This is a genomic window from Virgibacillus sp. 6R (assembly GCF_001895305.1).
GTDB lineage: Bacteria > Bacillota > Bacilli > Bacillales > Amphibacillaceae > Virgibacillus > Virgibacillus pantothenticus.
Genome location: NZ_CP017762.1, coordinates 1,452,768 through 1,474,224, shown reverse-complemented (window position 1 = coordinate 1,474,224; position 21,457 = coordinate 1,452,768). Strand labels below are relative to the sequence as shown.

14 protein-coding genes and 1 pseudogene are annotated in these 21,457 nt (G+C 34.4%); 3 read left to right on the top strand and 12 right to left on the bottom strand.

Features of this window, described 5'->3' with window-relative positions; translation table 11 throughout:
* Positions 1-130: 130 nt before the first annotated feature.
* The 5 genes from BKP57_RS06685 to BKP57_RS06665 all read right to left on the bottom strand — a co-directional run bounded on the left by BKP57_RS06685 (position 131) and on the right by BKP57_RS06665 (position 5,241).
* Positions 131-1,303: an MFS transporter gene (locus BKP57_RS06685; RefSeq protein WP_072741224.1), complete on the bottom strand. Its 1,173-nt coding sequence runs from the start codon at positions 1,301-1,303 to the stop codon at positions 131-133.
* Positions 1,300-1,692: a MerR family transcriptional regulator gene (locus BKP57_RS06680; protein WP_072741223.1), complete on the bottom strand. Its 393-nt coding sequence runs from the start codon at positions 1,690-1,692 to the stop codon at positions 1,300-1,302. Before BKP57_RS06680 ends, BKP57_RS06685 begins: the two co-directional genes overlap by 4 nt.
* A 288-nt stretch (positions 1,693-1,980) precedes the next feature.
* Positions 1,981-3,093, bottom strand: a complete 1,113-nt coding sequence (locus tag BKP57_RS06675; protein WP_072741222.1) for an ABC transporter permease — start codon at positions 3,091-3,093, stop codon at positions 1,981-1,983.
* Between the two features lie 25 nt (positions 3,094-3,118).
* Entirely contained in the window at positions 3,119-4,288 is a 1,170-nt protein-coding gene (locus BKP57_RS06670; protein ID WP_072741221.1) for an ABC transporter permease, read from the bottom strand.
* Between the two features lie 11 nt (positions 4,289-4,299).
* Positions 4,300-5,241: an ABC transporter ATP-binding protein gene (locus BKP57_RS06665; RefSeq protein ID WP_083547209.1), complete on the bottom strand. Its 942-nt coding sequence runs from the start codon at positions 5,239-5,241 to the stop codon at positions 4,300-4,302.
* Positions 5,242-5,418: 177 nt separating this feature from the next.
* Between BKP57_RS06665 and BKP57_RS06660 the strand changes: the two genes are divergently transcribed.
* From BKP57_RS06660 to BKP57_RS06650, 3 genes are all read left to right on the top strand, one after another.
* On the top strand, positions 5,419-6,012 hold the full coding sequence (locus tag BKP57_RS06660) for a TetR-like C-terminal domain-containing protein (protein WP_072741220.1): 594 nt from the start codon (positions 5,419-5,421) through the stop codon (positions 6,010-6,012).
* A 184-nt stretch (positions 6,013-6,196) separates the two neighbouring features.
* Positions 6,197-7,024: a Hachiman antiphage defense system protein HamA gene (locus BKP57_RS06655; protein ID WP_232231348.1), complete on the top strand. Its 828-nt coding sequence runs from the start codon at positions 6,197-6,199 to the stop codon at positions 7,022-7,024.
* Positions 7,014-10,133 (top strand): DEAD/DEAH box helicase, encoded by a 3,120-nt coding sequence (locus BKP57_RS06650; RefSeq protein ID WP_072741218.1) that lies wholly within the window; start codon positions 7,014-7,016, stop codon positions 10,131-10,133. Before BKP57_RS06655 ends, BKP57_RS06650 begins: the two co-directional genes overlap by 11 nt.
* 310 nt (positions 10,134-10,443) lie before the next feature.
* Here the strand turns inward: BKP57_RS06650 and BKP57_RS06645 are convergent, their stop codons facing one another.
* The 7 genes and pseudogenes from BKP57_RS06645 to BKP57_RS06615 form a co-directional block, all read right to left on the bottom strand.
* Positions 10,444-12,354 carry a UvrD-helicase domain-containing protein gene (locus BKP57_RS06645; RefSeq protein ID WP_072741217.1) on the bottom strand — a complete coding sequence of 637 codons (1,911 nt, stop codon included), beginning with the start codon at positions 12,352-12,354 and terminating at the stop codon, positions 10,444-10,446.
* Positions 12,354-14,285 (bottom strand): ATP-dependent nuclease, encoded by a 1,932-nt coding sequence (locus tag BKP57_RS06640; protein ID WP_072741216.1) that lies wholly within the window; start codon positions 14,283-14,285, stop codon positions 12,354-12,356. The genes BKP57_RS06645 and BKP57_RS06640 overlap by 1 nt, the downstream gene beginning before the upstream one ends.
* Positions 14,286-14,493: 208 nt before the next feature.
* Positions 14,494-15,405 (bottom strand): conjugal transfer protein, encoded by a 912-nt coding sequence (locus BKP57_RS06635; protein WP_072741215.1) that lies wholly within the window; start codon positions 15,403-15,405, stop codon positions 14,494-14,496.
* A 15-nt stretch (positions 15,406-15,420) separates the two neighbouring features.
* Complete coding sequence (locus tag BKP57_RS06630; protein ID WP_072742384.1) at positions 15,421-16,431, bottom strand: bifunctional lytic transglycosylase/C40 family peptidase; 1,011 nt, start codon at positions 16,429-16,431, stop codon at positions 15,421-15,423.
* A 5-nt stretch (positions 16,432-16,436) separates the two neighbouring features.
* Positions 16,437-18,620, bottom strand: coding sequence for a CD3337/EF1877 family mobilome membrane protein (locus BKP57_RS06625; RefSeq protein WP_072742385.1), 2,184 nt, complete (start codon positions 18,618-18,620; stop codon positions 16,437-16,439).
* A gap of 1 nt (position 18,621) precedes the next feature.
* Positions 18,622-21,078: pseudogene (locus BKP57_RS06620) on the bottom strand (ATP-binding protein).
* Complete coding sequence (locus BKP57_RS06615) at positions 21,062-21,454, bottom strand: conjugal transfer protein (protein WP_072741214.1); 393 nt, start codon at positions 21,452-21,454, stop codon at positions 21,062-21,064. The pseudogene BKP57_RS06620 and the gene BKP57_RS06615 overlap by 17 nt, the downstream one beginning before the upstream one ends.
* Positions 21,455-21,457: the final 3 nt, after the last annotated feature.

Here is a 21,457-nt window from a genome sequence, read left to right as displayed (position 1 = left end):
ATTTATTATTAATCCAATTCATATCTCTTATTAGCCTTATATTTTTACCATTAACCAAAAGTGATAAATGATTAGTCAAGACAAATGTCTCAGTTTTATTCAAATAGAATTTTTGGTTAATGTTAAAAATTTAGGAAATTGCCGACTTTGCTTTCTTTTTAGCTGATCTATTAACAAAGGTAAATAATACTAATGCAATAAGAACTAATACACCACTTGCTAATCCTACATAATTTACTGAACTTATACTTATAACGCTTCCCCCTACAAAAGCTCCTAATCCAATCCCCGTATATAGAGCCGAAGCACTGAATGATAAAACCATTTGAGCTTGCCGAGGATTCAAAGATATGAGAAATGAATTAAGAGCAGGGTTCATTCCAAAACCAGGAATTCCCCACAATATCGCCACAATTGAAACCATTACAATTGCAAATGTAGATGGATTTAGCAGCGATAAAAATGAGAATGCTGCTAATAACACTGCAAAACTTCCAAGTGACAGCATTAATGTTTGTGGTGCACCAATCTTATCTGTAAAATAACCTCCAACTAAATTTCCGAAAAGTGCTCCTATGCCAAATAACATAAGAAAGACACTAATATTCTCTACATTCGTAATACCTGTAATGATAGGGGCTATATACGTATAAGTCATGAAGCCACCAGTAGTACCAATAATGTTTACACATAATGTTAATAAAATAATTTTATTGAAGCCTTTTAATCTTTCCCTAATACTTAGTTCTGCTTCTCTTTTAATTTTAGGTAAAAATAGTAAAACTCCTATTACAGTGATAAAAGAAACCACAGAAACAAAAACAAAAGAGTAACGCCAAGTCATGGCATTTCCGATCCACGTTCCGATAGGAGCCCCTAAAACCAATCCCATCGTTATACCTGCTAATATAAATGACAGTGCTTTTCCTCTCATTTTTCCAGATACTAAACTAGTAGATGTAGTCATTGCTAATGGTGTAAATATAGCAGCAGCTAGAGCAGCTAAAATTCTTGTGAAAAAGAGCATTTCAAAAGAAGTAACCAGTGCAGAAAGTGCATTTGCAATTGCGAATACTAACATAGATACGACTAAAAGAGTTTTTAATGGCAAATTCATAGTTAGCGTGCCAAAAATGGGGGCTCCTATAGCATAAGCAATAGCAAATGCAGTAACCAACTGACCCGCCACAGCAATTGTAACGTTCATATCTTCAGAAATATGAGGTAATAAACCGGCAATAACAAAATCATCTGTACCAATAATGAAAGTCCCAAGTACTAAAATGAAAATACGATAATTCATTTTATGTCACTGCCTTTACCTTGATTTTCTACATTAGTCCAAAAGTCAATGAGGTTTTCTAATTCTCTTTCGACTTCCTGTAAATTACTTATTTGCTCACGAGTTTTCTCTAATTTTTCTTTGTAAAGAGAAAGTGCGGTTGAAGCACAGTCAGCAGAGTTATTATCTACTGGATGAAAGGAGTCACAGGATATAACAGGATATATCTCATCCGTATTTAAACCTAACTCTAAAAAAAGTTGAACCGCTTTTACACGTTCCACATCTTTTTCGCTATATATACGATACCCATTTTCTAATCGCTTTGGATAAATTAAGTTTTTCTCTTCATAATATCGAATGGATCGGATGCTGACTCCGGTTTTCGATGATAATTCGCCTATTTTCATAACAATTTGCCCTCCCAATTTACTATGTTATAGCCATATTAAAGTATGACATGGTGTGAGGGTCAATATCTAATTTTTGAATTCGGATGTTCTTTTATCCATTGATGATTTCATTACTAGAAAGCAATTTTGTCTTATATATCGTTTTGTTATGCTTTTCTATGAAAGATTGAACACCCCTAAAACCTACTACATAACCAGCACAAAAAGAAAGACTTACAGGTTGGTAACCCTCTTTTTTAATTTTTCAATGCTGAATCGTGTTTAAATTAAATAGCATACTGTCAATTACTGTCCACCACTATTTTTAACTAAAAGTTCTCTTTTATAAACGATCGGTAGTATGGCAATAAAAATTAAAGCGGCTACAATTAAAAATACATACTGAACAATATCTAACCTTCCACTAAAATTGTGTAGGATTGGGTTGAACCATTCAAAAACATATGAAAAGGCCCATATCTCTGAAAATGATCTTGCAATTGGTGGTAAACCAGCAACACTAGAATATCCACCAGCTCCAAAGAAGGTAGCCATAAAAGTAACTATGATAATAGGTTGAATAATTCGGTATCTTCTTAGGAAATGAGCGATAATAATTCCTAATATTGCACAAGCAATTAACACAGGAATTATCCCTATAAAAATCATTAATAAATTTTCTGGTTCTAATCTAAAAGCAAACATCCCAACAAGCAGGGTAGAAATTGCTGAGACAAATGCCAGTAAAACCGATGTGAGAATAATCCCAATTCCACTGTAAATATTACTCAAAGGAGTAAGAGATATTTCTTTAACTGTCCGGTTCTCTATATCAAAGGAAAATAAATTTGCAGCTGTTATGGTTGCTGAAAACATTAAAGCAAGTAAGACGCTACTACCTGCAATAAAGGATTCCCGCCAAACATCTTCCTTTTTCTCCAAGACTAATTCTGGGGCTGCATGAAGCACATTATTTTTTTCAAGCTGTTTTAAGACTGTATGCTCCAAACGTAATCGTACATTTTTCATCATGTCCGTATTAATATTAAATGTTTCTGTATAAACAGTTTGGGATTGTACAAAATCATCTGGAATTCTAAATAACATTTGCAATCTACCTTTTTTAACTGCATCACTAGCTTGTTCATGCTCCATTTCTCTAATAGAAAAATAAGGTGTGATATTTGAATGAACGGTATCTAAAGTTTCAATAAAATCTTTTGATTCAACACTGTCAGATTCATTTACCAATCCAACAGGCCAATCATCTCCACCAGCTCCCATAATAAGTGCTGTTAAAATCATAACAACAACAGGCATTAAGAAGGGGGCAACTAGGAATTGTTTTTGGCGTAATAATAGCTTAATATTTCTTCTGTTAACGGCAGAAATTGCATAAAACCATGTTTTCCATTTCATGTTTATCCTCCTTGCATTTGTTATCTCACTGACCTCCAGAAGAAAACAAATTATTTTTTAATTTGATAATAGAAGCCCAACCAAATAATAAGATGGTCGCTGGTATCGTAATCATGCTCATATAAAAACTTGTTGTAGTTGTTAACGGATTGGCTGAGCTGGTTAGTAAGTTATTCTTGCCAGTTACAAAAATAAGTCTCATCGTATCCGTTATATAAGACATTGGTAAATAGCTAGAAATTCTCCAAACAAATTCAATTGGACCGCCATAAGCAAATCCTCGAATAGAGGATTCATTTCCACTTAGTAAGTAAAGCGATATTCCTATGACTGCTGACAATGTAATAACCGGTAAAGATTTTTGAATCGTCACTCCTGCAAATGCTCCTAGAGAAGCACCGATTAAAAATAAAACAAATAGCCAACCTATAATCGGCAGTGATACATCTGCAATTGGAAATTTCAATGTAAAAGCCATTAAAATCATTGCTAAAACAGTTGTAACAGTTGTCAATAGCAAAGCAGTAGTGGCTTTTGCAATTAGTAATGGAGCAAATCCACTTGGAGATAAAGAAACTTCTTTACTTGTTCGCTCTTCCCATTCCCTTGTTAGTAAAGTACCTGTATTAACCATCCCAGAATAAATCACTGCAAACATTAATAAACCAATAGATACATAAAACTTCATGGATATGTCTTTATCAAATGTTGAAAATTCTTCAATTATACCTATATTACTTTCGCTGTCTCTACTTTCTTGAAATTGGTATAATGCATGCGAAAGTCGAAGTTGAAAGTTTTTAGTTCCATCCGAATTAATATTATTTACATATAGTTTGATCTTTGGATTCTGACCCTTTTGTAATTGTTGGTCAAAATTTTTAGGTATTTCAATGAGAGCCGGAGCTTCACCATTTTGATACATGTGAAACGCTTCGTCTGGATCAAGCGTCATTATCTCATAATAAGGTCCATCCTCGATTTCCATTTCCTTCATAATTGTCGTTAATTCTTTACTTGCAGCATCCTCTGAATGTTGAGCAATAGCAATAGGGTTAGTTGTTGACAATTGAGAAATAAGTGAATAGAGGAAAATAAAAACTATAGGAACAATGATACTCAGAACGAGCATAGAAGGGTTCCTAAAAGATGTCTTTAAATCTTTTTTTACCATTCCTGTTATAGCATGAAACATGCCTACACCTCCTAGTTTCTTAATTCACGCCCAGTGAAATGCAAGAAGACATCATTTAAAGTTGGTTCATTCATTTCAAAACTAACGATTTTGTCTTTTAAGAAATGGATTTGGTTCATCATCGTAAAAATTTCTGTTCTGTCTTCTGTTCGAACTTCTATTTCAGTTTTATCTTGTTTCAGTTTGTAAGTATGTTGAAGAACCTTTACAGCTTCTTTGGCAGCTTCTTGGTCTTGGAAACTAATTGAAAGGGTATTAGTGTCAATTTCACTTTTTAGACTTTTTGGTGTTCCGGAAATAACTTCTTTGCCATGGTCAATAATCATAATATGATCTGCAAGTGCTTCAGCTTCTTCCATGGAATTAGTCGTTAATACAACAGTCTTGCCTGCTTTGGCCAAATTTCTAATTTGATTCCAAATGGCGTTTCTTGATTGCACATCGACCCCTAAAGTAGGTTCATCTAGTAATAATATCTCGGGCGATGTCATTAATGCTCTTCCAAGTGCCAATCTCCGTTGCATTCCACCCGAATATGTTCCGACACGATCATTCTTCCTTTTTTCTAAACCTACAAGTTCTAAAGCACTTTGAACGCTAGTATTCCATTTTTTTTGGGGGATACCATAATATTGTGCATGGAACATTAAGTTTTCCTTCGCGGTTAAATCATTATAAAGAGCTGTTTCTTGAGGTACAACAGCTATAAGGTTGCGAACCTGTTTCATGTCTTTGATTGGATCTAAATTCATAACTTCTATTTTTCCTTCGGTCGGTTTATTTAGACCATTAATCATATTGATGGTAGTAGTTTTTCCAGAGCCATTAGGACCCAATAAAGTAAAAATCGTTCCACTCTCTACTTTAAAGTTAAGATTCTTTAGTGCGAAAAACTTTTCATCTTTATTTTTTTTGTAAGATTTGCTTAATTTATTTATTGAAATTGTTTTCACTAAATCCGCCTCCTAAATAAACAATAAATATCAAGACAACATGTTGTTGCTTTTATTGTAAATCGGTTATAATAAAGTAACAACCGAATAAATTGTCTAATCTGTTGCTTAAAGGACAAAGGGATTGAAACTGTCTTGTAGCATATAAATAACCAACAAAAATGGAGGAGATGTTTTATGGGCAAATCCAGTGACTTGCGTGTCATTAAGACGAAACAACTTTTAAAAGAGGCTTTATTAGCACTTCTTACGGAAATGGAATTTGAGGAAATTACAATAATGAAATTAACAACTTATGCACAAATCAATCGATCCACATTCTATGCGCATTTTTACGATAAATATGATTTATTAGAAAGAACTATAAATGATGAGCTATTCACGTTTGCTGAGGAAGTTGCACCTAAAAGTGAAGAAGAATTAATGGCAGCGCATATTCCGAAATCTCTTTATTTAAGAGCAACGCAATATATCTATCAACGGGAAGAATTTTTTAAAATCATGATGGGAAAAAATGGGATTCCTTCCTTCCAACAGCAGTTCCTGGAAATCATTAAAAGGTACATGGGAAACTATTTAGAAAGGTATCATCCACAACCGGATGAAATGGGAATTCCAAGGGAATTTTTAATATCATATGTTGCTCATGCTTATGTTGGAGTTATTTCATATTGGTTGCAAAGTGGGACGCAATACTCGCCACAATATGTGGCTGAAAAACTTGCTAGTATGACAGTAAGAGGACCATTAAGTATTGCGGGTTTAAAATAATTTTTGTAATAAAGAAAGAAAAAATGGATTTCCGAATTTTTATTAGTAAACTAATAATAAAATATGGTTTACTAGTTTCGATAAGCTCTATTCTAGTTGAATAACGGTTGGGTGGAGGGGGATACAACACATAGTGAAAGGACTTAATATTTTCAGTAATTATAAAATGACTTATATTTAAGGAATGATAATTATGAAACTAGCTAGTAAGGATCATATCGAATGGATTGAAGATACTGGAGAAAGAGTAACTTTAGCTGATGGGAAGACTATTGAGGTATGGGTATTAAAACATGCAAATGATGAAGAGATATTATCCTATTGGGCAAAGCATTTAAGAAACCATTATTGTCTTGACGATGAAATAGATTTTTACCGAAAGGGTTATAATTTCTCAAGAGCCGAGTATTTAAATAAAATTAAATTTCCGGATCACTCAGTAGCACCTGGACCAAGTATTCGCGCGGGAGATTTTAGTGAAATATTGGTAGCGGATTATCTTCAATATGTTCTTAATTATTGGGTACCTCGGACACGTTATGGAGATAAAACTGTTCGGAATGAATCTACAAAGGGCAGTGATATTATAGGATTCAAAATTTTCAAAGAAGAACAAGATTCTTTAGAAGATACACTTGCAATTTTTGAAGCAAAAGCAAAATTTACTGGACGTGGAGAAAACAGGCTACAAGATGCGGTAAACGACTCTTCCAAGGATCATGCAAGGAAAGCTGAATCTCTAAATGCAATTAAGCAACGCTTATTCCAAAAAGGATTATTATCTGATGCTGAACGCATAGAAAGGTTTCAAAACTTGGAGGATCGACCATATAAGGAGATATATGGAGCTGTGGCCCTCTTCTCTTCGGCTAATTATGATTCAGAGATGGCATCTGAAACGGATGTTAGTAAACATCCAAACTCAAACAATTTAAAGCTTCTTATTATTCATGGTCATGAAATGATGGAACTTGTCCACATGATTTATAGGAGGGCTGCAGATGAAGCCTAAAAATAGATCACTACAACTTTTAGGTGCTACTCGTTCAAAGGCCAAGATGCATGAGTATCAGGTTCCAGAAGATGCTCATATCAAAGTCACTAGGGATCCAGCGAGACTTTTTATGCTATCTATCGGCATGCTTGGTGATCTTGCTGCTCAAATAAATGAAGGAATTTTAGATGAGAATGAACTCAACCAACAGCGTGAAAATCTTCTGTTTTCAGCGCATTTTTTTGATTCATATCTCCAATCACGATTAAAAGAAGATATTGAATCTTATCTTTTATTGCTAGGTTCATCCTCTTACTATTTATGTGACTTACCTGGAAGTTCACATGTTCTTGCAACTCGTCTAGGTGAAAGATGCTCTAATTTAGAAGGAGAAGGTTTAGAGACGTTACTACACTGGCTGCTTAAGGCTGATTTTTTAAGAAATACTTACGATATAGAAGGATTATATTCAAAGGAAATTTATGAAATTTTAAGGCTAATGAATGAATATTATACATATGGAATAGAAGATGGTCTATTAGAGGTAGCCTTTGATCTTAGAAAAACCGTCTATACAAATGGGACATCTCGTCAGTTACTTTTTGCTGACATCATTTGTGCAATTATAAAGAGGAGACTTGAAAATTCTGTGTGGTATTGCTTACCGCAGTATACAGATATCTCTAGGGATAAATGGCAAGAAATAATTCAAAAAAAGACATTTGTTCGGGAATTTTGGCCAGCACAGCATCTTCTAGGTCAAAAAGGAATTTTTCGAGGAAAATCAGGAATTGTACAGATGCCTACTAGTGCAGGAAAAACTAAAGCTACAGAAATAATTATTCGTAGTGCATTCCTTTCTAATAGAACTTCTCTTGCCATAATCGTGGCTCCTTTTAGGGCATTGTGTCACGAAATTAATAATAGCTTAAATGAATCTTTTCATAATGAACCTGTAAATATTGATGAACTTTCTGATGTAATTCAGACTGATTTTGAAGTTAATGAAATATTGGGAAGAAAGCAAATTTTAATTGTTACTCCAGAAAAACTTATATATGTACTTCGTCACTCACCTAATCTAGCAAGAGGAATTGGGGTACTAATCTATGATGAAGGTCATCAGTTTGATAATGGGAGTCGTGGAATAACCTATGAACTACTTTTAACATCATTAAAATCTATGATTCCAGACACAGTTCAAACAGTGCTAATTTCTGCAGTTATAAGTAATGCTACATCTGTAGGAAACTGGCTTAATGGGGAGGATAATAAAGTTGTTTCTGGTATAAACCTTGCACCTACTTTTAGAACAGTTGCCTTTGCAAGTTGGATTGACCACCTTGGAAGACTTGAGTTTGTAAACAAAAACAATCCTGAAAATGGTGAGTTTTTTGTACCAAGAGTTATTGAGAAAAACCCACTTCAACTAAAAGGAAGAGAACGTAAGGAGCGTTTTTTCCCAGATAAAAATGATGGCCAAAGTATAGCTCTATATTTTGGCATAAAGCTTGTTTTAAACGGAAGTGTAGCTATTTTTTGTGGAGCAAGATCTTCTGTATCTCGTTTATGCGAAAAAATTGTGGATGCATTTGATAGGGGACTCCCATTTTCGCAACCAATAGATTACTCCGACCAAGAAGAAATAAGCAAATTAAGTTTTCTTTATCAATGCAATTTGGGAAAAGATGCAGTTAATACAAAGGCTGCTAAACTTGGTATTCTAACACATCATGGAAATACGCCACATGGAATACGTCTATCTGTTGAATATGCAATGAAGGAAGAAATGGCGAAATTTGTTATTTGTACTTCTACTTTAGCTCAAGGAGTTAATCTTCCAATTCGATATCTTATTGTAACGAGTTTATATCAAGGTTCTGAAAGAATAAAAGTTCGAGACTTTCATAATCTAATTGGTCGCACAGGACGTTCAGGGATGCATACGGAAGGTAGTATTATTTTTGCCGATCCAAATATTTATGATCAACGGAGAACCCATAGAGCAAATTGGAGATGGAAGCAAGTTAAGGAATTACTTGACTCCACTAATTCTGAACCTTGTGCCAGTACATTGTTACAAATTTTCCAGCCACTTCATAGTGATGATCAAGAATATACCATTACAACAGAAATTATAGATTTTATCCGGGATTTCTTAGAAGACCCTCAAAAAGTGATCATAAAACTTGAAAGTATTGCTTCCGAACATGAAGACAAGGGATTTACAAAGAAAGGATTGGAGAATCAAATATTATGGAAAATGAACATTATATCTTCTATTGAAAGTTATTTAATGGCACATGGAGATGATTCTGAGTTTAGAGAAGATAAGATAGTTGAACTTGCTAAAGGGACACTCGCATATTTTTTAGCAGGAGACAAGGAAAAAATAAAGCTTATTGAACTTTTTAAACTTTTGGCTCAAAATATTACTAAAAATGTTCCGAGTGAATCCAAAAGAAGGGCTTTTGGAAAAACCCTATATGGTGTACAGACTTCAATAGAAATAGAAGCCTGGATATCAAAAAATATTTCTTTGATTGCTAAGTGTAAAGAGCAAGATGAATTACTTTCAGTTGTATGGCCAATAATAGCAAAAAATATCAAAAATAGTACATTCAAAAAATGTGATAAACCGGATGTTCTAAAAAAGCTCGCTTTAGCATGGCTTAAAGGGCAACCTTATCATAATTTATTTAAACTGATCAAAAATGCTGATGCTATGCTTATCAGTGGCAGCCAACTGAGACAATTCAATCTAGATCAAATTATAGATATTTGCGACAACGCACTATCATATGATGGTACACTTTTGTTGGGCGCCATAGTTGAATTAATCGAGACTATTCATCCGGAAGTAGACAAAGATACCATTAACAATCTTAAGGAACTTCAAAAGAGCTTGAAATATGGCTTACCATCTTCTTTAGAAATAATGCTGTTTGAATTAGGATTCGCTGATCGTGTAGTTTCCCAAGACATACGTTCAGTTATTGACGAAGGTATATTTTTAAAGAAAGCCCTAATAGAAGAAATCAAAAAGAAAAAGGATTATATTTACAAACTGCTAAAAAAGTACCCATCATATTTTACTATGATACTAGACAGTATAATAACCGAGTAAACTTTTTTAATAGATAAACAACTTTTTTGTTTGGCATTTTCCCCAGGGTAACAGTATGTTACTGATTAAACTTTATTTCAAAGCAACATTTGTTACCCTTTTTTTAAAAAAAATTTCGGGAAATACGCAGTGTAGACCAGCTTGCCTGAACTCAGCGCTACAAATTTAGTAATATATAAAATGTAAAGAGGCAAACATATTTGTAATATAGTCATGTTTATCCTTGTATAATTTCGCCTTATTTTTTATGTAAGTATATATTACAATTATATTAGCAAATATGAGTAACTGCAAAAACATTAGAATGTTTCTATACAAAAATAATATTCCAACCCATTGTATGTAATTTTTTTATTTCTGCTGCACTTATTTTTTCAAATGGAATCGCCAGACATAATAAACCTCTTGGTCTTGTCATGGCAACATAATGGCATTTTAAATTATCAATCTTACTTTGAGGCACCTTTTTTTTACATGTACTATCGTAAAAAAATGGTAGTATGTTTTTTAATCTATGACTGTTTCTAAAAGTCTCCAATATTAATGTAGATAAATGAGTTTTTCCTTTTACTCCATGAATACTGTCCAGATTTATGGCTACTTTTCTGTTGTCATATTCATAATGAAATGTATTCGTCGAGTAATCTTTTAAACTTTCAACAGATTCAAGAGAGATATCTTTCAATTCTGTCCATTTGCTGAACTCTAAATTAGAAATAGTAATGCCAAATAGACCAAGAAGCAAAGTAATATGTTCCAAGGTTATATTCCAATTATTTTTTGTATCAAACTTTGCTTTTTGTAGATTAAGCATGCATTGACGAAAAATTTGAATATGTTCTTCACTTTCTAAGCAATCTGAAAAAGATTTCATAAGATTTTTTCGATTAGGTAGATAAATCTCGTTCATTTCCTCATTAATTATCTTGCGTAGTCCAGATAATATCCATGTAATTTGTTTATAAGTATCTTTAGTGTGAAGTAATTCTTGATACCCTAATCTGAAATAATCAATCAGATATTTAGGGTTGTACCCTTTACTAACGGGCTTTGACTTATAGGCTGGCCAGTAATCATAGACACCTTTGGGAAAATGTTCTTCTTTAGTTTCTGCTTTCTTGTTATGAACTAAACCTACAGCAAAACAACCATCTGTTTGATATCGTTCTAATTCTTCATCAGTAAAAGTTTCTAAAATTAGTTTCCCGTACTCGGAGAGCACATCTTCTACTTTATTTTTATTAAAAACAAAAATAGAGTGTTTGCTATTGTTAAATTCATTATTTATCCCAAGCATTTTTAATTTGGAAATAGCTAATGGATTGGCTAATTGGGCTATATTGTTTGAAAACCTTTTGCTTTGTTGAATAACTAATGGCGCATCTCTTGGGAATCTTACTGAATTACTTTCTCCGACATAGTTATATATCGCCTGATTTTCATCTCCAAAGCCTTGTTGTATGGATTCATTAAAACATTTATCAATTAAATTATACTGAAAATCATTAGTATCCTGAGCTTCATCAATAAAAACAATCGGAAATCTTTTAGATGTAATTTTCGAAATAGAAGGTGCGTCTTCTAAAGCTTCTTTCGCAAAAAGTAACATTTCATCGAAAGTAAAATATCCACTCTTTTGTGATGAATTAACTATATTTTTTACGTGCTTATAAGGTTTACTGTTCGGTTTATAATTACCTAATTCTAAAGTGCCAATAGCCCCTTTGTAACTGCAATTATTTTCAGTTATAAATTTTTTTTCGAAAATATCTTTATAAAAAGGTAAAATCTTATTCCATCTATATGCAGTAGTTAAATCTGTTTCAATAATTTCAATTTTTTTACCTTGAGATTTCACCCATGGTGAAGCTATATATGTAGTGAAAAATGAATGAACGGTACCAATAAAATGTGGATATTTTAATAATTTAGCCCCGACACTAGTATTACCTAATCTTTTTTCAATCTCTTCTCTAGCTACATTTGTATGTGAAAGAACACATATACCTGAAGTAGAAAAATCCCATTTTTGGGCTAAAATCGCCAGTTTGGCTACTAAAACAGTTGTTTTTCCACTACCTGGGAAAGCTTGTATGTCTGTTGACTCTAAATTTTTAATTATATTTCTTCTCTCAGAATCAAAAGTTATATCCTCACCCATAATTTTTTCTACCCAATCAATGTCCTCATCAGTAATAATAATATCACGAATTATACTCATTACTTCACCTCAGGCTCTTCTGTGACATAATAAATAGAGTCTAATAAATATTGAGGCAGAGTTTTAGTTAAATCTAAAGTATTATCTATAAATGCTTTTTCTAATTCTATAGCTAAATGTTGAGCAAAATCTGCCTTTGAAGTTTTTCCAGAAGTAAAAAAACTATAAAAATATGAAGATTTTTCTTCTAAATTAGTATAATCACTGATTGTTTCTTCTATGTCTGTCTTTTTACTCGCTCGATTTTTTGGGGCGTAAGTAGAGTTGACTAGCGCATCTAACAACACAGATTTCATATTTTGATCATTTAACCCTGAATATGCTAAATCATATTCAAGAGTCCATTGGTCTGAAATAAATGTTTTTACTAGCTGACCATTAGCTTTATCACGAATCTTTTGCAAATGCTGCTCTTTTTCATCTTCATCTTTAAAATCACTTTCAACAATCCATTGTCTTTTTTCCTTACTCGGCCATTTTTTTATGTCGTCAGATTGAATATCTTTTATGCATATTTTAGGTGCACAGTCAGGCATAACATCTCTATCTGTTACACAAGCTACGTTAATATCCAACCACTCCGAAGATTCACTCGTGTTTCTTTGAAATATTTTAGAATATCTTCTTAATCCAGTACTTCTAACATCCACAAGAGATACACCATAGTCAGTGAAATCCCTTTTTAGTAATCTAGACAAAGTGGGAATCAATAAAGCTTCCCCTGGACCTTCAACTATCATAACACTACGAGCAAAAAATAAATTTGCCTTTGTAGCATCTAAGTATTTCTCCAAGAAAATATAATCGTCCTCATCCAGTTTAGTATGTTTTTTTGCTAATGAATATGGTCGGCTATTCTTTATAATTACAATATTATCCAATTTAACTACTGAAGCAAGTAGTGGAGAGTGGGTAGTCATAATTATTTGTTGGTTAGCTGTTTCCGCTTCTTGCTGTAGAGATTTAATAAGCTTTAACTGTCTTTGAGCATGAATATGAGACTCTGGCTCTTCTATTAACAGAAACTGACTAATATCATTAGTATTTTTTTTGAGTAAGAGTTCACATGCCATACTCATTATATTGCTAGTACCTAGTCCAGGTAAACCTTTTATGTCAGTCTCTTCTTTATTAATCGTTAAATCTAATTTTTCTAATAAAGTTGAGGTTTTTCTAACATCTGATGTATTGACTCCAGAAACTGCAAAATTAGTAATAATATTATCTCCTTCTAGCAGCATTTGTTCTTGCAAGATAGTTGACATTTGACTGCTAGCGTTCTTTAATGGTTCGTAATCAGTTAATAATTGATTTGATAAATTAAATATACCAATAAGTGATAATTCCTTTGGATCGTCACCAGTTTCATATTCGTCATTGCCAACATTAAGGTTAGGTAGATTTTGTACCACTTGGGATAGTCTAGAGTTCCGTCCTGACTGCATATCACTATAAGCATCTCTAAGAGCTTTGAGATGTGTAACTCTTAAAAGTTCTTTTGCTTCAGGAGATAGGCTGGGTCCGTCACCATTTAATCCAGTTGCAGTGTGTATAATTGGTCTTGGAGGCTTCATGGTTTGTAGATATTTACAACTCCACTTTAAATAGAGAACTGGATACTGCTTTCCCTCTTTATTCTTTTCATAAGTTAAATACTCCAATAGACCAGAACTCTCTGCATCGGATAAGTCCATAAATTTACAAGATATTTCTATTTCTTTAGAAATATCTTCGTTATGAAAATCACTTTCTTTAATCCTATACCAACCTAAGTCAGTTGTTCCAAGAACAATTTTCAAAGCATCAATAACTGCTGATTTTCCAGAGTCATTTTCTCCAACCAAAAGAGTTAGTCCAGGATTAAAACAAATTTCTCTCTCCGTTGAATCAAATGCTCTAAAATTTTTTAATGATATTGATGATATATACATAGACAACCACCTCTCCAATTTTATAACTCCTATATGAAAATTGTACTAGAAAACTGATGAGTAAAGAAGGATAAAGGATAATTCCTCCTTTTTTTACCCTATATCTCAATTAATAGAGTAATAAGTTTAGGTCATTTATCAGATTTATTTTTAGGAATCTTGATAAATGACCTAAATATATTTAACAGTAAAATCTTGATGTGTCTTTTTATTCTACAATCATCCAATTTGTATCTTTCTCTAAAGTCAATTCATGTTGTGAAAACTGTATTGCTTTCGTTGTTTCATCTAAATACTTTACTGTAACCCATACTTTTATTTGATGGTCCTCTGTCTGAAATACGGGATTAACTAATTTGGAAAATAAATAGTCTTTTCCAATTGGTGGTAATGCATTATTTTGCACATAATAAGCAAGTTCCTTATCTGTCGCAGTTGGATAGAACGCAAAGAATGTCTCCAAAAACTCCGTTACTTCTTGCACCGTATCAGAATCAACTGTTCCATTGTTTTCAGGTTGTGGTGGCTCATAATCTGATTTATTCGGTAAGCTCCATAAGGTAGGGTTTTGTGTAATTACTAAGTTTCCTAAAATATCTTGATGAAGCAAAATACGATAGGTAGAGCGAATCCACTCAGTATTTTGATTCTCTGTTACTTTTTGTTCTACTGAATAAACAACCGCATAAGTATCCTCATTTTCCTGCGATACCGACCAAATGTTTATATCACCTACACTAGAACTGGTCGGAATATCATTTCTTACGGTATCTACATTTAAAGCTTGTAGTTCTTCTGTCAAGTAGTCATTAATCTTTTCCGCCCGTTGTTCAATAGAATCTTTTTCGTTTTGCCATGTGTAATAGTCTTTCACAAAGTTTTTCGTAAAGCTTTCAATCGCATTTGTATCCATTATCTTGGTTTCAATGATTTCTCTTTCATGAACCGTATGTCGGTCAATCGCTGTAAAGTTTTTGTATATTCCAAAGGCAAGGCTGCTAATCAATAGTATCCATAAAATCATCACTGACTTTTTTCGTGTTCCAATCGTCCGTACTTTCAGCTTTTTAGATTTTGTCTCTTTCGTTTGCTTATCTTGCTTCTTAAATAATCCCTTCATTTTATCCAATCCTTTCTATTTTTTAATCCGTCCAGCTCCAATTAGGTGCTTTTGCCAGTAAGAAGACGTCAAATCGGCATAACCAATCGGATCGCCTGCGTTATACATTTGGTTGTTTCCAATGTAGATACCAACATGCGTGACATAAGTTCCAGCGTTATAAGTGGAATGAAAAAATACTAAATCACCCGGTTTTGCTTGAGAAAGTGGAATATGCTGGGTTACGTCATATTGTTGCTGTGCTGTTCGAGGCAAGTTGATACCAGCCTTCCGATAACTCCATTGTGTCAGTCCACTACAATCAAAAGAGGTCTGTGGATTGTCACCCCCAAAGACATAAGGGAACCCTTCATACTTTAATGCTTCATTCATCACAATCTGAACCATTTCACCATCAAATTTAGGTGATATGAAATACTGACTCACTAAATCGACATAAAACATATTTCCATAAAGATAACGCCAGCCCCCGTTTTTCTTTACGGCTATCGGATTGGAGTAAGTGACTTTATTGCTTCCTGACCGTTCCTTCGCAAAGCTTTCAGCTAGTTCAAAAGAGTAAGAGTTTCCTCGTTTTGCGACATAATCAATAAAAGCACCACCATAGTTGTAAGCCTGAATGACTGTATTTCCATCGACACCATTTGCTTTTGCGGAACGTAATAAATCCGCAAAATATTTTGTTCCTTGTTGAATGGATGCTTCGGTATCCAATGTATTAGGTGGTAATCCCAACGATTCACTTGATTGCATCACATCTTTTAACTTGCCACCGCTTTCCACTTCAATAATGGCAAGTAGTGTCGAAACATACTCAAGAATGCCATATTCTTTTGCATATTTTTCTACCATTGCTTGATGTTTTAACACATCCGCAGAAACCGATATACCGCCTAACTCACCAATGAAGTCACCACCATCTGATGAATGTTCTTCATTCGATATAAAAATAGCTACAAATGCTAATAGCCCAAACAACGCAATAAATCCTAATCCCCAAGTAATTAACGTGATTTTTACTCTCATCATCTTCATAAGCGTTTTCTCCTACTTGTTTGCACGAACCGTTTCTTAATCTGCTTTTGTCTTGTTCGGTTAAGGGGTTTAGAAGGGCGTTTGATGATTTTTCGATTATTTTTTAATCGGGAACGTTCTTCTTGGATAGGTCGATTTCCTTTTTTAACAGGTTGTTTAGAATGATCGGTTTCAATCAGATACTCTTTTCTGTGTGGACTGGATAACCGTTGTTGTAATTTGGTTGGCTTCCTATGTTCGACTATTGTGACAGGTCTATTCTTTTGTTTTTCTTGAACAGTTGTTTTCTTTAATCTTTCCTGATGTAACGATTCATTGCCTTTTTGTGTGACTGGTCGTTCATGATTGGCAATATTCCGAGAAGGAGTACGCTTTTTATCCAATGCTTGTCGCCTATCTGCAATTGTTTGACGATGTTTTGCTTCACGTGCTGTATTTACTTGCTGTCTTTTTTCTTTTGCTTGTTTTATCCCTTCTTTAAAATCACGGGCAGGTTTTGTAAGTTGTTCTTTTCCTTTCATGACCGCATATTGGGCAGTGATAGGCAAATCATGCAATTGCTCTTTGCGATGCTTGATATTTGCACGGAGTTGATTTTTTGTCCCAAGCATTTTCCCTGTTACTTGTCCTACTTTCTGGCTCAAAGATGTTGGTTTTGTATTGGCATTTGAGCGTTCTTTGTTATTTTTTGTAGTCGATGTTAGCCGCTGTAATGGTCGAATAGGGGAGAAGAAACCTTTTGTTTGCTTTGATTTCCCGACCATTGCCCCGACCGTTGCTCCAGCTGTTGCCCCCGCAAGAGTACGCCCAAGTGAGCGTTGTAATCGGCGACTGCCACGATTGAACATGCGGTAAGGACGACGCATGACTTGACGTCCAACCTGTTGGGAATCATTACTTTGTAAGCTAAACATACTCATGATGTCACCTAGCTTCATGTAAATGCCTGCGAACGTCACAATCTGTAAGAAGGCAATCAAGAAAAATGGATAACTCGTTGTTAAACTGTAAAGCATGGAAGAAATACTGAAAGCAACGGTAATAATGAGCGTAATCCCAGCCCGAAGCATAATCACATTAAACAATTTCATAATCGCTTGTTTCCCCATGTTTTCAAAAGTCGGTATCATTGAAAGTAGAAAACTAATTGGTAAGAACATCGCATAGATGATAAACAGAATTTGCGAGAAGATCATAATGCCCGATAGAAGAAACACGAAAATGGATATTCCAATATTAAATAGAAATAAAAAGAAGACCATTCCTAAACGTGTGGTGGTCTTCGTAATTGTTAAATTTTTATTGTCATGATCTTCAATTTCTGCTTTGACGGCATCTTCACGATCTTTTCCGTTATTTGCATCTGGACTAATGGAAACTAAAGTTTCAACTCGATCTTCACCAATCGTTTCTTTATCTGAATCATCGAATTGTAACAGCATCCAAGGTTGTTCTACTTGAATGGAAAAGAGATTATTTCGTATCATATCCACACTATCTTTTCCTTGGCTAGTAGAGCTTGGCATTAAGATTTTTGTTCCTAAATCTAAACTTGCCTGACTAATATCAGCAGAAAAATCATTAATTTTCGTAATATAGGTTGGCGCATAGGCGATAAAGGAAGCTGATAAAAGAAATACGACTAAAAAGTTTAGAATCGCTCGAATTGCTTTCGTCGTTTCCCGTTTCATTAAGCCCGTATAGGCCACGTAAATCCCAATGACTAAAATGAAAAGAAGCAAGAAACCTACATAAAATCCCGAACTACTAAAACCACTTGCAGTAACCCCAGCTAATGTCTGCATATTCTTCCCGATGGCATCCGCAGTTTGTGAAATGAAATCAAGAGAATAAGCTTGTTGGATTAAGTAGCCTGTCGCATTAGACAAATACAAACTAATAATCCAAATAAAATTCGTAATCGTATAGAGCCCGTACATCACTTGTTTTCCGATGCCATCATTCCAATTCCATGGCAACCAATCCCAATCTGTATCGACGTAAAAATCGAGTTGATAATGGTCAAGTGGATATTTAGAATATAGATTGTCTTCCGATACGGTATCATCAACTAAGCCAGCTGCTTGAGCTAATGTTCCAAGTAAAAAAAGACATAGAAAAACGGCAGTACCAATAAGTACCACCGTTAAGACAATCTTTTTCCATTTTTGTTTTTTCAAATTAATCGCCACCTTTCTTCTCCTGTGTCGGTGGACGCGTGTCAAAAGCATGAAATAAATCTTCAAAGACAGGATGGACTTGAATAATACCCACACGCCCATATAAGTCTTGAATTAAACATTGTCCGTTTTCCAGTTCCCGTAATCGCCTTTGATTCGATTCATCTTCCGAATCCACACCAAAGAATTGAAAAGGTTTTCTTTATTTCTGTCATATCTCTTGAACGGAAAGCGAACTTGACACCAATATTATTCTTTAATTTTTCATCGGTTAAATCGTCGGCGTTCTGGGTAACAAAGTAGACACCAGCATTCATGGCACGCCCTGCACGAACCAATTTATTAGAAAGTGTTTTTCCTTGTGCAACTTGTAGGAAGCTCCAGGCTTCGTCCAAATCAACAATTTTAAATATGCTACGGTCGGAATGGATAAAGTCTAATGCAAAAGTAGAAATGACAATCAACATGGCGACACTTAATAATTCCATCGTCGTATATTCCTCAAAACTTGTTTCTGCGTCTGGTAACACTAAATCCGCCACTTGGATAATATTTAACTGTTTTTCTAAACTGATCGAATGTTTCACCGTTCCATCTGAAAAAAGTAGGTGGGCAAAGTCATAATCCGTAAAACTTTCGATATGGTCTGCAATAGGGCCTGCTAAAGGATTGGGATCACTTCTTAATTCATGAACCACAAGAAGCAGGCCTCGTTCTTCCTGTTGACTGACAGCTCGAATCGCTCTTCGTAACACAGGAAACTTTTCACCATCTCGACTCGAAATACCCGTAAGGAAAGTGAGAATATCAATCGCAAGACTTTCTGAATCCTTTTTCTTTTTCATAATGACATAAGGATCAAGTAATCCTTTATTGGAATCATCACTTGTTAAATTGACAATATTTATTTCATGTGCGATTTCGGGTAACGTTTCTTTCCATTTTCCTCGTTCTGCCTTTGGATCAACAATCAGGGCTTGACCACCAAAGAGAACGGCATAATAGACTAATAGATTATTGGAAAAAGATTTCCCACCACCAAGTGAGCCTATGAAAGCAGAAGCTAAGGCATTCGTGACCGAACCTTTGACCCCTTGACTAGCTAGGCTCGGGTTAAGGTATACGTTTCTTCCAGTGTCCAAATTGTAACCAAAATAAATCCCTTCCGTTTCTCCCAACATTTGTGTGGCTCCAAATCCAAGTCCTGCAAGAAAATCAGACGTGACATACTGAATGTAATCATTCATATACCGTTTACTGGCTGGGATAAATTCACTGTGTAAACCATCATATCCCCAAATGGACGAACGAGTTTTACGTTCAAATCATCATAAAAATCTTTTACCTCATTACAACGCTGTTTAAGTTCGTCCAAATTAGGAGCGGTCACGCGAATCACGTAGCTTAACTTATACATCGATTCTTTACTTTGGTCGAGCACATCTTCTAATTCATTTACCTGTTCCAACGCGTCGATAACATTAATGCCTGTTTCGTTATCGGATTCCCAGGCATGATTATCTAAGTCTTTCAATTCTTTTTTCTTATTTCGTACGGTAGATAATGCTTTTTTGTTCGTGACAATTTCCACGTTCATGGAAGTATCGATTGGAAAACCGAATTGTTGTTGTTGATAATAAAAAATTTCATCTGATGGAAATTCCAAATCACCAACAATAGAGTTAATCGTAAAATATGCAACGTATGTGGTTTGTTCTTCCTGTTCGATTTTTAAATAACGCTGATTTTCCTCAATCAAACAACGAGTCGGTTTAATCAGATCATAACGCTTCACTAAAGTTTCCCTTTTTAATTTCTTAAGAGGTAGGGCATAATCATATTCGTCATAAGCTATTCCAGTTTGGCCGTGAAGATGTTCAATCAGATAGCCAAAGTCATTTTTATCTAAAGGACGTACCTTAAAACGTCTCATTATTTTGTTTTGTAATAAAGATTCCATTTTAGAGAAACGTCTAATTTCTTCATGAGGCATGGAAACAAAATCCCCCATTAGATGATGATTTACCTCACGGATAAAAGTAGATAGAGAAGTAGATACTGACTTTCCTATCGATTTGATATTTACTTCTTCTTCATTCAGCAACAACTTAAAGCCGATAAAGAAACGATAGTCTACTTGATGTTCACCAATCATGGAAATAAGGGCTTCTGTTTGTTCATCAATCCGTTCATAAGCAACATCTTGTAATCGTCCTGTCACTAATTCTTTACTTCTTTCTTGTACCGAGCGAATACTACTAGCGGTACTAATCTGTAAAGCATGTATTTTCCCGTCTTGATTTTGTGCAATCAATTGACGGAAATGATCATGTACTTGCATTTTTTCGTCTGGTGAAAGGAACGAATAGTTATATGGTAACAGCTCATAATACGCAAAACATTCGCCATCATGGTTGAAAACGAGATTATTTTCAAGATATTTAATCGGATAACGCATGGACTTCACTCCTTACAGCAGTCATATTTTCATTCACTTTCATACGTTGTAGTTTGACGGGTTTCCCTGCATAGGAAACCTTAGATCGAAACCAATATGTCAATGCAGACTTGAGAAAGCTATACGGTTTTTTGCCATCAAATGTTTTCTGACTCATAAACCATGTCAAACCAGCTGGAATTCCGACATATTTTAATAATGCTCCATCGATCAAAGAAAGTGGGGGAAGATTACCTAGCAACATGACAGCTAAGAGGGAAAGTACAAACCATGACATTTGATTGAGTGTTACGGGAAAAGGTAAACGAAAATCATTGATGGCATAAATCACTTTTTCGACTGACCAAATACGGGTATAGCTTTTTAACTTTTTCAATAT

Bases quoted from the DNA above. Each gene is read 5' to 3' on its own strand.
- BKP57_RS06685 (WP_072741224.1), bottom strand. From the start codon at position 1,303: ATGAATTATCGTATTTTCATTTTAGTACTTGGGACTTTCATTATTGGT.
- BKP57_RS06680 (WP_072741223.1), bottom strand. From the start codon at position 1,692: ATGAAAATAGGCGAATTATCATCGAAAACCGGAGTCAGCATCCGATCC.
- BKP57_RS06675 (WP_072741222.1), bottom strand. From the start codon at position 3,093: ATGAAATGGAAAACATGGTTTTATGCAATTTCTGCCGTTAACAGAAGA.
- BKP57_RS06670 (WP_072741221.1), bottom strand. From the start codon at position 4,288: ATGTTTCATGCTATAACAGGAATGGTAAAAAAAGATTTAAAGACATCT.
- BKP57_RS06660 (WP_072741220.1), top strand. From the start codon at position 5,419: ATGGGCAAATCCAGTGACTTGCGTGTCATTAAGACGAAACAACTTTTA.
- BKP57_RS06655 (WP_232231348.1), top strand. From the start codon at position 6,197: ATGATAATTATGAAACTAGCTAGTAAGGATCATATCGAATGGATTGAA.
- BKP57_RS06650 (WP_072741218.1), top strand. From the start codon at position 7,014: ATGAAGCCTAAAAATAGATCACTACAACTTTTAGGTGCTACTCGTTCA.
- BKP57_RS06645 (WP_072741217.1), bottom strand. From the start codon at position 12,354: ATGAGTATAATTCGTGATATTATTATTACTGATGAGGACATTGATTGG.
- BKP57_RS06640 (WP_072741216.1), bottom strand. From the start codon at position 14,285: ATGTATATATCATCAATATCATTAAAAAATTTTAGAGCATTTGATTCA.
- BKP57_RS06635 (WP_072741215.1), bottom strand. From the start codon at position 15,405: ATGAAGGGATTATTTAAGAAGCAAGATAAGCAAACGAAAGAGACAAAA.
- BKP57_RS06630 (WP_072742384.1), bottom strand. From the start codon at position 16,431: ATGAGAGTAAAAATCACGTTAATTACTTGGGGATTAGGATTTATTGCG.